Here is a 13,110-nt window from a genome sequence, read left to right as displayed (position 1 = left end):
TCGGTAATCTTTATATGAGGACGACCAGACATTGTAATTCTCGCCTTTACTTTTTACACAAGTCTATCACATCTTTAAAAAAATGGTATTATATGTCACAGCGAGTGTCCCGCTAGCGAAGAAGATATATCTCGCTTCGCGATCTGACAGCGAACACTACGAAAGAAAGCTATCATTGGGATGCTGCCATTACCACTTTCCTGACATCGCGCCCTTCAGTCTCAATTCTTCTCGATTGACTAGAGCTTCGTAGTAATCTGGTTTGATTTCCAGGGCGACTCCGTAAGAGGTAATGGCATCTTGAGTCCGCTGCAATTTTTGCAAAACGTCGCCGCGCTGCGCCCAAGCTTCCCAGTTGTCGGGCTTGAGTTGAATCACTTGGTCAAAAGCGACGAGTGCTTCGGAATAGCGCTGCATTTTCTCCAGGATTAAACCTCGCTGCACCCAGCCTTGATAGCTGTCGGGCCAGATAGTAATTGCTCGATCGTATGATGCTAGAGCTTGTTCGTACTGCTGCAAATTTGAGAAAGCGTTGCCGCGTTTCAACCACGCTTCAAAATTGTCTGGCACAATTTTAATTACGCGGTTGTAAGCTGCGACGGCTTCTTCGTAACGCTGCAATTTTTCCAGCGCCGCACCTTGCTGCAACCCTACTTTTGATGTAATTTCTGCTTCCGAACTCAGAGAGATTACTTTATCAAAACAGGCGATAGCCTCTTCGTATTGCTGCAATTTTTCCAGAGCTTCGCCTCGCAAATTCCAAGCTTCTAGAAAATTACCTTCAATTTGTAGGGCATTGCTGTAAGCGATAATAGCCTCTTTGTAGCGTTCTAATCCTGCCAGGGCGATGCCTCTACCCAGCCAAGCTTCGGGGAAATTCGGATTAATTTGAATGGCTTTGTCAAAAGCAGCGATCGCCCCTTCAAAATCTCTCGATTCTGACAGTGTTTGACCGCGCCCGATCCATGCTTCGGCATAAAAAGGATTAATTTTAATTGCCCGATCGAAACAAGCAATTGCTGCATCTGGCCACTGGTATTGGAGGGCCATTCCTTTATAGAACCAAGCTTCGCAGTCGTTGGGCTGCATTTGCAGTACGCGATCGTAAGCTGTCACGGCTTCTGCATATTTGTGCAATTTTGCTGAAGCAATACCCCGATTGAACCAAGCCAGACTATTTTGCGGTTTCAGTTGAATGGCGCGATCGTAAGAAGTTACAGCTTCAGCGTAGCGTTCCGCCTTCATCAAAGCCAAACCTCGGTTCAGCCAAGCTTCCCCATTAGTCGAGACGAGTTTCAGCGCGCGCTCGTAAGCCGCCACAGCATCAGGGTAGCGCTCAGCTTGCAGCAACGCGTTGCCTTGCCGGCACCACATCGCGGGCAAATTCGGATGAATTTGGGTTGCTCTTTTGTAACAGCTTGCTGCTGCATCCCACTGCTGCAATTCCTCTAATACTCTGCCCCGCTGATACCAAGCTTCGTGCTTTTCTGGATTGATTTGAATTGCTTTGTCTAAAGCTACGATCGCTTCTGAGTGATTCTGCAAACTTAACAGTGCACTCCCGCGCAGCATCCAAGCCCAATATTCTTCGGGATTAATTGCAATAGCTCGATCGGCGCAGACTACGGTTTCTGCGTAGGAGTGCAGTTGCTTGTAAGCTTTGCCCAAATTTAGCCACGCCCGGGCCCCGTCCGGGTTAATTTGAACCGCTTTTGCGTAGCAAATGATTGCCGCTTCGTACCTTCCCGATGCGTACAATCTATTGCCCCGATCGTAATCTGGAAATGCTGCAAAAGCTCTAAAAATCGGCGGCAGCAGTGCTGGTTGGGGGTTTGAGGAGTTTTCTGTAGCCGAAGTCGAGAGGTCTGGCATACGCCTTGCACATAAAAAATTTAGTGGGATAACAAGCTGGCGGTCTTATATATTAACTTATGCTTTTCTTAACTCGCTGCTGTTTTGAGACAAATTTAGCATATCAGGCCTCCTGCGACAAATTATGTTTACTTAACTGCAATGTATAAAATTATGCAGCGCTCCCAGTTTGCGTATACCGCTATAAAATACGGTCAGTCGATTTTCGATTTTCGATTGACCGAAAGCATCCAGGATACAAGCCCCCGGATTCATCCGTCCAGAAATAAAAAACCTGTATCCGATAAAGGAGCCTCCGAATTTATCCGTGGGGTCAATGCTTCAATCGAAAATCTAAAATCTAAAATCTAAAATCGATTGACTCCACAGATGAATCTGGGAGCTTGAACCAGAGTCTAAAATTTTGATCTCTCCACGACGAGTGTCGGAAACTTGTATCCGTTTTTGGGCGGGGTCAAGACACAAACAGATATGTCCTAATTCAGGTTTAAAACCAAATTTAAGATGTTAGAGTTGCACGCGCTTTTAGATTTCACGGACTGTGATTCGGGGTCGATCGACTCGCACCCCAATTATTGGTACGAAGGTCGTTGTCCTCAAAGTGGCGAGCTGGTGAGACTGCCGCGCACTAGAATGTCCGAGGATCTCGCCCGGGGTTTGATGCAGTACCTTGCTGCTGACGATTCCTACGCTCGCGAAGGGAAGATGTACGGCATATTGCTGGTGGAGATGGCTTCGGGGGAGCAGGGGATACTCAAAGCATTTTCCGGGCTGCTGAATGGTTGCAGCATTGTTGAAGGCTGGGTGCCACCGATTCCGGGACGAGATCGAGTTGCTTTCGAGGAAGCCCGCACGTTAACTCAATTGGAGGCGATGAAACAGGAACTTATTGCACTGAATCAACTCCCGCAGCGACAAGAGTATGAAGCCTTATTTCGGGAGTTTGAAGTGCAATTGCAAGTTTTGAGCGATCGGCAGCGCAATTGCAAGCAGCAGCGAGACGAAAAACGCCAGTTACTGTGTCAAACCCTCGCCACAGAAACACTAGAAATTGCCCTCGAACAACTGAATCAAGAAAGCCGCTTGGAGGGAATTGAACGCAGGCACTTGAAACGGCAGCGAGATGAAACTTTGCAGCCGCTAAAACAATTAATTGAAGCTGCAGACGGGCGGATGCGGGCGCTGAAACAGCGGCGAAAAGAACTTTCCCGCGAACTTCAGACGCAAATGCACGCGGCTTACACTCTGGTGAATTTTTTGGGTAAATCGCGATCGATCTCTTCATTGATGCCAACTAATTCTATTCCCACGGGCACCGGCGACTGCTGCGCGCCAAAATTGCTCCACTGCGCGGCAGTAAACAATCTGAAACCGCTGGCAATGGCTGAGTTTTGGTGGGGGCCGCCATCGGGGGATAAGATACAGGGAGAATTTTATGGCGCTTGTGGCGATCGGTGTCAGCCGTTGATGGGTTTTTTGCTGTCAGGATTGGCTCACAATCGGACTGTTTCTAATATAAATGAGGGTGTGACGGGCGGGCTAGAAGCCCACCCCACAAGCAATAATTTTTATTGTGGAACGGGCATCTTGCCCGTTACGCAAATGCTACCGATTATTTATGAAGACAAATGGTTGATTGCCGTCAATAAGCCCTCTGGGTTACTGTCAGTTCCAGGTCGTTATTTAGAAAATCAAGATAGTATTTTTAGTCGTTTGCGTAACTTGTTGCCTGATAGTTTGGATTTGACTGCGGTGCATCGTTTAGATTGGGAAACATCGGGTATTTTGCTATTGTCGCGGGACAAAGAAACTAGCAGTCAACTCAGGCAGCAATTTGAAACAAAGCAGGTTCAAAAAGTTTATGAAGCGGTGCTTTCCGGTACTGTAAAAATTGATGCGGGGACGATCGATCTCCCACTTTGGGGCGATCCAGAAAATCGCCCTTACCAGCAAGTCAATTGGGAGTGCGGAAAGCCCAGCGTTACTCGCTTTCAGGTAATGGCGAAAGAGGGAAATTGCGATCGCGTCGAGTTTTTGCCGCTGACGGGACGCACGCATCAATTGAGGGTTCATGCAGCGGATGTTAGAGGGTTGGGAATACCGATTTTGGGCGATCGACTGTACGGATGTCGGGCTGCTGCGAACCGGCTACACTTGCACGCGCGGGAACTTTCCTTTGAGCATCCGCAGTTGGGAGAAACGCTATACCTAAAGGCAGAAACACCATTTTAAGCTGAGGGCGATCGGGCAACGAGCGATAATCGATCGTGAATATGTGATGCCGTTAGCATTCCGGGTGATGGATTCAAGTTATATTAAGCTTGTCCCCCGACAATTCGTGCGGAGGATATCACCTTAATTATGTTAACAGGTAACAGTTAACCGCTAAGTGATTTCCCTCATTTTTCAGTTGATAAAACCTCAAGATTATGACTGCTCAAACCACTTCTCCCCTGCTGCTCAGTTCCTTCAAACTCGGAGATTTAGCATTAAAAAACCGGGTAGTCATGGCACCCCTGACGCGCTCCAGAGCCGGTGAAGCGCGGATGCCCAACGCCTTGATGGCAGAGTATTACACTCAGCGAGCCTCCGCTGGTTTAATCATTACAGAAGCTACGGTGGTTTCTACTCAAGCTAATGGTTGGCTCAATACGCCCGGTATTTATTCAGACGAGCAAGGCGAAGCTTGGAAACAAGTTGTGACTGCGGTTCATGCCCGCGAAACGCCGATTTTCATGCAGCTTTGGCACTGCGGGCGGGCTTCCCACAGCAATTTTCATGAAAACAATCAATTACCAGTTGCAGCGTCTGCCATCAAAATAAACGGAGAAGGCATTCATACCCCTTTAGGCAAACAACCCTACGAAACTCCCCGCGCTCTAGAAACGGCTGAAATATCGATCGTTGTAGAAGATTATCGCAAGGCTGCTGAACGGGCAAAAATAGCAGGTTTTGACGGTGTAGAAATTCACGCGGCTAACGGCTATCTCATTGACACGTTCCTCCAAACCAGAACCAATCACCGCACTGATTCCTATGGTGGCACAGTTGAAAACCGTTACCGTTTTCTTAAGGAAATTGTAGAGGCGATTATCACAGTATTTCCCGCAAACAGAGTGGGAGTTAGACTTTCTCCCAATGGTGTTTACAATGATATGGGTTCTCCAGAATATCGAGAAGATTTTCTGTATTTTGCGGGCCAGTTAAATGCCTATGATTTAGCTTACCTTCACTTGGTGGACGGTCTGGCTTTTGGCTTTCACGAATTGGGAACGCCGATGATGATAAGTGAGTTTCGCGATGTGTTTGCAGGGCCGCTCGTCGGCAACTGCGGATATACTCAAGAACAGGCTGAAACGGCCCTGAACAGCAAAGTTGCGGATTTAATTGCTTTTGGTCGGGATTTTATCAGCAATCCCGATTTGGTAGAGCGTTTTACTAATGGTTGGCCGCTCAATCCGCAGGCTGAAGTGGGCGTCTGGTATTCTTTTGGGCCTGAAGGTTATATCGATTTCCCTAGGTATCAGGAACCGGCAGCTATTTCTTAGTTGAGTTGGTTGGTTGGGGCGGGTTTATCAATACCGAGTATGTGAATCATAGATAATGGTGAACTCGCCCCAACAGGATTTATGGTTAATTCACAAAAGTAGGAGCGGGAGTTGGAGCGATATTTAATTTTCATCGCCGGTTGAGATCGAGAACATTTCCCCATATCCTAATAACCATAGGGTACTTCAAAAAATTAGAGCTGCTAGCTCAGCTTTTGAGTGCCTGAAAATAATCAATAGCGGAAGCGCTTTTAACAAGATGGCACAAAATCATAAATCAACGGTTATTATCACCGGCGCTTCCTCCGGCGTCGGTTTGTACGGCGCGAAAGCTCTCGCAGACAAAGGATGGCACGTAGTCATGGCCTGTCGGGACGTGCGGAAAGCCGGAGACGCCGCCCAAGAGTTGGGCATACCTGAAGGCAGTTTCTCCATCATGCAGATTGACTTGGGCGATTTGGACAGCGTGCGCCAGTTTGCTCGGGCTTTTAAGGCAAGCGGCAGGCCTCTGGACGCTTTGGTGTGTAACGCCGCCATTTATATGCCTTTGATTAAGGAACCGCTGCGGAGCCCGGAGGGTTACGAGTTGACGATGACTACCAATCACCTGGGTCATTTCCTGCTGTGCAACCTGATGATGGAAAATATGAAGCCTTCCTACTATAACGATGCGAGAATCGTTATTTTGGGAACAGTGACTCACAATCCAGACGAGTTGGGCGGGAAGATTCCGCCGCGCCCGGATTTGGGCAAGTTTGAAGGTTTTGAAGCGGGTTTCAAAGATCCGATTTCGATGGTTGACGGCAAGAAGTTTGAACCGGTCAAGGCTTACAAAGATAGCAAAGTTTGCAACGTGCTGACGATGCGGGAATTGCACCGCCGCTTTCATGAATCCACGGGGATTACTTTCACTTCGCTTTATCCGGGATGCGTTGCGGATACGCCGCTGTTCCGCAACCACTATCCTTTGTTTCAGAAGCTGTTCCCGCTGTTTCAGAAGAATATCACCGGGGGTTACGTGTCGCAGGAGTTGGCGGGCGAAAGGCTGGCGATGGTGGTTGCCGATCCAGAATACAAGCAATCTGGGGCTTATTGGAGTTGGGGAAATCGCCAGAAAAAAGATGGTAAGTCTTTTGTGCAGAAGGTTTCTCCCCAGGCCCGCGATGATGAAAAAGGCGAGCGGATGTGGGAGTTGAGTGCTAAGTTGGTGGGATTGGCTGACGGGGCTCAAATGGGTGCTGCGGCTGGTGCGGGCCGCTCTGCATAATTCATAGTTAGAAACCCCTGATATAAAACTAGGCTGTTGAAACCGCGTCAGGGCACAGGAGGTCTGCCGACGCGGACTCAAGAATAAAGGGGGTATTAAAGTCGGATTTGGTATGATGCACCAAAATCAAAGAAACCGGGTTTTTTAGTGGATCTGCGGGCTGTAACTCACATCTTGCACTATTCTTAAAAACAGGCAAGATGCCTGTTCCACAAGAGAGAAATTTTCTTGTGGAACAGGCATCTTGCCTGTGCATAAAAAGATTATTGAGAATGGTGCAAGATCTCAGTTGTAGCGCGTCTTTTCGGACACAACCCGGTTTCTGGTTTACCCTGGCGTGCAGGGCTATTCTGATTGCTGCCTTAGCATGAAAGGGCAGGTTTTGCAACAAAAAAAATTGGTTTTTTTTAGCGTTTACGATCGACTTACACGATATTTTTTCGGATAAAAACCCGGTTGATGCGTAAGAGTTGGGAAAGGAACAAGGGTTGATCGACATTTTGGTTTTTAGCGCCTGCGAAACTGTTGGCTGCGAGGGCTGTTTCCTTTTTTGCTGTTAAGATTGATTTTTACTTGAGGGTGCTCACTTCCTGAAAATATTTTCCCCCACTTAAGCGAGATAATAATTAGATCCTATGGCTTGTCGCTCACAAAAACTATTTTTACTCGCTGGAATTTTTGGGTTAGTTTGGCTGGGAAAACCAGCGAAAACATCCGCTGGCACAGTTGAAATTTTGACCTCAAATGTTGAGGATTTGGCAGCAGTCAGCAGCGGAGGCGACACTAATCTTGACAGTCGCGAAGACTTAGCCACCGCTGACGAGAAGACGCAGTTACCCGCTGAGTCAGAACACTCGGTGGCGGCGGAAACTCCCGACTTACCGCCGTCTGCGGCAAATTCAGTCGATGTGACATCTTACACCATTCTCAAGAACGGGCAAGATGCCTGTGAAGCGAAGAGTGAGTTTTCTTGTGGGGTAGGCATCCTGCCCGCCCGTAAAAGGCTTATTGACAATGGTGCAACTTCTCAGGCCGATCGCACATTCAGCACAAAAACTCAAGAAACCGAGATTTTAAACCGAGATCACAAGCTAGAAGAAAATATGGGCATAAAAAAAACCGATTTGGGTATCGATCGCGACTCGCAACTAAGCCAACTGCCGAACCCAATTCTGCCCCGAGAACCCGAATTACCACCTCCTGAGCCGCCGCAACCGCCTGCGCCGTCTCCCCTCCAACCAACGCCGCCAACACCAGTTCCCGGCGATGCTAGGCCGGAGATTCCGGGTACAATTCAGGTCGATCGCTTTGAATTTGAGGGCAACACGGCTTTTAGCGATCGCGAACTCGCAGAAGTTATTAAAGAGTTTGCGGGGCGCGAAATCACCTTTGCCGAACTGATCGCAGCCGAAGCAGCCGTCACTCAAAAATATGTAGCCGCAGGATATATCAATTCCGGCGCTGTAATTCCCGCCAACCAAACCTTTCCCAGATCGGGAGGTGTGGTGACAATTCGGATTGTAGAAGGCGGATTAGATGAAATTGTGATTACTGGAAACAGGCGCTTAAATTCAAATTACGTGCGATCGCGCCTTGAGCGCGCTACCAGACGGCCCCTCAACAGATCTCGGTTGCTGGAAGCCTTGCAACTGCTGCAACTCGACCCCTTAATTGCTAATATTTCCGCTGAACTCCAAGCCGGAAGCCGCCCGGAAAACAGCCGCTTAGAAGTGCGGGTAAAAGAAGCAGACAGCTTTAACGGCGAAGTGTTCGCAGACAACAACCGATCGCCCAGCGTCGGCAGTTTTCGGCGCGGTGTTCGCATCAATCAAGCTAATTTGCTCGGTTTGGGCGACGGATTAGAGGTATCTTATGCTAACACCGACGGCAGCAACGAATTCAACGGCAGCTACACAGTCCCCGTCAACGCGCGCAACGGCACGATTGGGTTCGCTGCGGGTGTTGCTAGCACCAACATCATTGAGGAACCCTTCGATGCTGCACAAATCGAGGGGAAATCGCGAACTTACGAGTTAACTTACCGCCAGCCGATTGTCGAAAAGCCCGATCGCACTTTGGCTTTGGGACTGAGTTTTTCGCGGCAAGAAAGCGATACATTCCTTTCTGGGGAACGATTTGCGCTTTCGGCGGGAGCAAATGAGCGCGGCGAAACGCGGGTTTCGGCTGTGCGCTTTTTTCAAGAATACGTGCAGCGGAGTTCCAGCCAAGTGTTCGCGGCGCGATCGCAGTTTTCCCTCGGTACCGATTTTTTGGGCGCTACTGCGAACGATAGCGGGCCCGACAGCCGCTTTCTGGCGTGGCGCGGACAAGCGCAGTACGTGCGGCTGCTAGCACCAGAAACCTTGCTGATAGTGCGTTCAGACATTCAATTAGCCGATCGCCCCCTGCTTTCCCTCGAACAAATCGGGATCGGGGGCGTTCAAAGCGTGCGCGGATACCGCCAAGATTTGCTGTTAACTGATAGCGGTGCGATCGCGTCTGCTGAAGTGCGAATTCCGGTTTGGCGTGTCCCAGAAGTCCAAGGATTGTTGCAAGTCGCTCCGTTTATCGACTTTGGGTTAGGGTGGAACCATTCGGAGGAAAAGGCGAATCCCGACTCGGACAAACTGCTGGGTGCGGGTTTGGGGCTGGTTTGGCAGATGGGCGATCAATTGAATGTGCGTTTAGACTACGGTATTCCTTTGATAAATGCTCGATCGGGCGATCGAACTTTGCAGGAAAAAGGCATCTACTTTCGGATTAATTATTTTCCGTTTTAATATTGTAGGTTGGGTTACAAAATTGATAAGTAATACTAATTATTTATGAAGCTGCACATAATGGGAACCCTTATTTATTTCATTGCAGTTTCCCACCAAATCAGCAAAGGATGATTTCGAGGAGGTTGATATCTCGCTTTAACTCGAATTGCACTCAATGTGGCTTTTAATGTTACTGAGTCAATATTTGATTTTTCCGACCAATGTTCAATTACTTCCAGTGTTGATACAATTTGGATGTGAGGAGCCTCTTTTCTTAGAAAGGCGATCGCTCTCTTATCATCAGTTGCAACTGCCCATTCGCGGTGAAAGGCGATCGCAAATGTTGCAGATTCTCCTTCATCCCTCATTTGAGCAGTATAGTTGATGAAAGTTTCTGCCTCTGCTTCCGATTCAAAATCTACGATCGATATTAAACCTTCTTGAACCGCCTGGTCAAAATAAATTGCACCTTCAGTCTCCTCATTCTCAATCCGCTGAAGCGTATTTAATTCTTGCGATCTAACAACTTCAGTAACTACAATTTGAGCGGGAATAGCTTGCAATATTTCTAGAGATTTTCCGGAAGCATAGAAATTTAGAATACAGCAGGCATCTAGGACAATATGGGATTGTTTAATATTCATCGTTGATTACCCAATTATCCTACGCCTGACAAAGGTCTAAATCAGCAACTTCTTCGATTATTCCGCTTGAATGTGCGCTTAATGATTCTGCAATCCGTCGAGCCTCCAGGCGATCGACACCAAGAAAATCAGCAAAGTGTCCTTCCGTAATTAACCCTCGATCTAGTGCTTCTATCGCTAAATGCTGATAGTGAATAGGAGCCATATCGATGCGCTCCGTGATAGGTTCTAAGCCCATTTCCTGTTGAACTGTTCGGACTTTTAATCCTCGATCGCGCAGACGCTCCCAAGTTCCAGATGGTAACAATTTAATTGCTTCTAATCGATAGATGAGAGCTTGAATAGACACTCCATAATGGTGAGCTAAAGTGAATAAATTTGTTGCAGTAAACTTGCCATGAGATCGGTGCATATCGTTAAATCGCTTGAGTAAATCACTTGTCGGCATTAGGAAATAATTAGGGAAAGTGTCTGCTAGTCTCTCGCTCTCTGGTTTCCTTTTATACTGATCGTCAAAATCAACTATGGGCTTCCGTCGATGAGCGAGAAAATGCAGGTAATCATGTGCTAATGACCAGCGTTTTCTCTCTTCAGGATGTCCAGCATTGATGGCGATGCAGCCACCCATTTGTTCGTTGTAGCTATAGATGCCTGAGTATTTAGGTGGCATCTCTATATAAAAAATTCGTAATCCGACACTCTGTTCTAAAATATCTCGCAGACATGGAATAGGTGCATCACCAAGCCCAAGCCGTTGACGTTCTGAGATGGCAATACTTTCCGCTGCCGCCTCAAGTGGCATATTATCGATCTTGTACTCTTGTGGATAATTTCGAGGTAAGGGTGCATCCATCATCGCTTCGAGATCTAGATAGTTTTGGCACAGTTCCTCTAAGCGCAAAATAGTGGGTTTAATCCGTGCTGCTTCAGCTTCATTCTGCCCAAATGCCGAGCGATATTGAACCTCAAAAGGTTCTGTAACAGCACGAGGCTGAACGAAATCGCCGATGGCTTTTCCATAAGCACGGGCGAGTTTAATCAGTTCGGTTGCTTTGATCCGGCGTTCTCCTTTCTCAATTGCAACAATAGTTGTTCTTGCAGTATCAATAATCTGGGCTGCTTGAGCTTGAGTTATGTCACAGCTTTTGCGGGCTTGTTGAAGGAGTGCCCCCAATCTCCCTAGATCGATGTTGTCTAATATATTAGTAGCCATTACAGTTTTCCTTAATCTTATTAAGCGATCAACTAGTTTCGATATTACGACTCACTGTCCCTATTCTTAATGAGGTTGACTGATAGTTGAGACTTTACATCATCCCACTCAGCGACATAGTTTTGATAAAGTCTAATTAACTTGCTCTGCATATCAAGAGTGGTCAACTTTTCTACGACTGAACATCGATCGACAATATCATCAAGGATTGGAAATTTACGAGTTAACGCTTCCCACTGAACCTTATGTGAATTAGGTCGATTGAGTAAGCATCGTAGCGTCTCAACTTGTGCGAGCATATGTCGTAAACTCTCACTTGGATCTTTCGCTGGTGAATAATTTCCATGTAATATTAGATATCGAGTCTTATCCTCTATTTTAGCAGCACTAAGAGCTTGTCGTCGTAAAAGGCAAGAGGAGCAATATCCACACTGACTGATATTATGTCTGTGGGGGCTGTCGCATGACTTTGTTTGCGAAGATAGTCTACCTGTCACGTCTTCTGCTAATATCTGACACATTTCAGATTTAGTTGAGAATAGGAATGGATTCCCGACCCGAAATCCCTCTCCTAGAAGCTCTGAAATGAGATCGCTCACTTTCAGCAAAGTCAATGGATGAACCGATCTGGTGTGATCTAATCCCAACGCAGATTCGCGATATGGAAGATTAATTGCAGCAGTTCCGTTTTCATAAAAGCAAAGCTCTTGTCGCCCCATTAAAGATGCACAGGCAGCACCCAGCATCGCAAATACAACACCTCTTGCGCGGGTAATTTTGTTTTTTCTAACTGCATTGCTATCAAAGAAGCGAATTGGAAATCGGTATAAAGTACAACGATTGGGAAAAATATATCTAATTTGTTTTTCTGTATCTTCCTGTAGCTTGTGAACGTTAACATTACCTCCAGTGCCAAAAAGTAAAAATGACTTTTCTGGATGCGATCGCAAACGTTGATAGAGACCAGCAAAGGCATCAAGACCACCACTCCACATGGCAACTTCACAATCCTGAGATGCTACTGGTAAAGATGGTTGCCGAACAACGAAACGTTCTGAATCTGATCTCTTTTGGAAGTCAAACAACCATAGACTTCCAGTAGCCCATTCAAGCAAAATTTCTAGCTGAGATCGAAATAATTCAGTATTCATTATTTCAGGATGACGGACTGCTAGTTTTACATAAATGCGACTTTGATCTTGGCGTAGATTTTGAAATGCAAGACGATCTGCGAAATGGATTGCAACAGCCAGATCGATTAGATCAGCAACTACAGATGGAAACTCTTGCTTGACTCGGTAGTTGAATTCTTCATCGTCTATCGTAATTCCAATAGAACTCTCCTTTTTAGTAGCATGATCTGTAAACTGAATACACCCATTATTATTTACCCCAGAGCCAAAATCTAGTGTGTAATCACTATCGTGAGCATGAAATTCCTTCTTCATTGTTAGCATAGGTCTTCATCCATATCTACTGGATTTACTTGACGGCGTGGTAGTCGTAATTTGGTTACACTTCCATCGATATTTGCCTTATTTGCCCAATTACCGATCGCAGAAACAACCGCAGGCTGAATTTCTTGAATTAGTTGTTTAAGAGTTCGATCATTCATCCCTGCAAGATGTTCATCGGTTAGTGGTATACGACCATGAAATCCTGATTCCAGCACTGTGGTCATGTATTGCCCCAAAATTGCTTCCGAAATACTATTATAGCGATCGCAAATGATTTGTAAATCATAAATAATGTATAATGAGGATGTAAACCTAAGTAGGAGTTGAGATGTCCCGAGAGAAATCGT

Annotated in this window: 9 protein-coding genes; 4 read left to right on the top strand and 5 right to left on the bottom strand. The window is 46.7% G+C overall.

The window, feature by feature from the left end:
- Window positions 1–189: 189 nt before the first annotated feature.
- A complete protein-coding gene (locus tag E5S67_RS28915; RefSeq protein ID WP_172192487.1) occupies window positions 190–1,872 on the bottom strand; it encodes a tetratricopeptide repeat protein in 1,683 nt (560 codons plus the stop codon).
- A gap of 504 nt (window positions 1,873–2,376) precedes the next feature.
- Between E5S67_RS28915 and E5S67_RS28910 the strand changes: the two genes are divergently transcribed.
- The 4 genes from E5S67_RS28910 (at window position 2,377) to E5S67_RS28895 (ending at window position 9,467) form a co-directional block, all read left to right on the top strand.
- Complete coding sequence (locus tag E5S67_RS28910) at window positions 2,377–4,104, top strand: RluA family pseudouridine synthase (RefSeq protein ID WP_172192485.1); 1,728 nt, start codon at window positions 2,377–2,379, stop codon at window positions 4,102–4,104.
- Between the two features lie 197 nt (window positions 4,105–4,301).
- Window positions 4,302–5,420 carry an alkene reductase gene (locus E5S67_RS28905; protein WP_172192483.1) on the top strand — a complete coding sequence of 373 codons (1,119 nt, stop codon included), beginning with the start codon at window positions 4,302–4,304 and terminating at the stop codon, window positions 5,418–5,420.
- Between the two features lie 259 nt (window positions 5,421–5,679).
- Window positions 5,680–6,687 (top strand): protochlorophyllide reductase, encoded by a 1,008-nt coding sequence (locus E5S67_RS28900; protein ID WP_172192481.1) that lies wholly within the window; start codon window positions 5,680–5,682, stop codon window positions 6,685–6,687.
- Between the two features lie 635 nt (window positions 6,688–7,322).
- On the top strand, window positions 7,323–9,467 hold the full coding sequence (locus E5S67_RS28895; RefSeq protein ID WP_172192479.1) for a ShlB/FhaC/HecB family hemolysin secretion/activation protein: 2,145 nt from the start codon (window positions 7,323–7,325) through the stop codon (window positions 9,465–9,467).
- 74 nt (window positions 9,468–9,541) lie between these two features.
- Here E5S67_RS28895 and E5S67_RS28890 read toward each other — a convergent pair whose 3' ends face one another.
- From E5S67_RS28890 to E5S67_RS32825, 4 genes are all read right to left on the bottom strand, one after another.
- Window positions 9,542–10,093 (bottom strand): PIN domain-containing protein, encoded by a 552-nt coding sequence (locus tag E5S67_RS28890; RefSeq protein WP_172192477.1) that lies wholly within the window; start codon window positions 10,091–10,093, stop codon window positions 9,542–9,544.
- 19 nt (window positions 10,094–10,112) lie between these two features.
- Entirely contained in the window at window positions 10,113–11,306 is a 1,194-nt protein-coding gene (locus E5S67_RS28885) for an ImmA/IrrE family metallo-endopeptidase (protein ID WP_172192475.1), read from the bottom strand.
- Window positions 11,307–11,350: 44 nt separating this feature from the next.
- A complete protein-coding gene (locus tag E5S67_RS28880; protein ID WP_246277031.1) occupies window positions 11,351–12,754 on the bottom strand; it encodes a 7-cyano-7-deazaguanine synthase in 1,404 nt (467 codons plus the stop codon).
- A 2-nt stretch (window positions 12,755–12,756) separates the two neighbouring features.
- A partial coding sequence (locus E5S67_RS32825; RefSeq protein WP_216670782.1) for a hypothetical protein occupies window positions 12,757–13,110 on the bottom strand: 354 nt, incomplete at its 5' end.

Origin of the sequence: Microcoleus asticus IPMA8 (assembly GCF_013179805.1) — a bacterium.
Lineage (GTDB): Bacteria > Cyanobacteriota > Cyanobacteriia > Cyanobacteriales > Microcoleaceae > Microcoleus > Microcoleus asticus.
The sequence above is the reverse complement of the archived record's forward strand: the minus strand, read 5'-3'. Positions and strand labels throughout refer to the sequence as shown.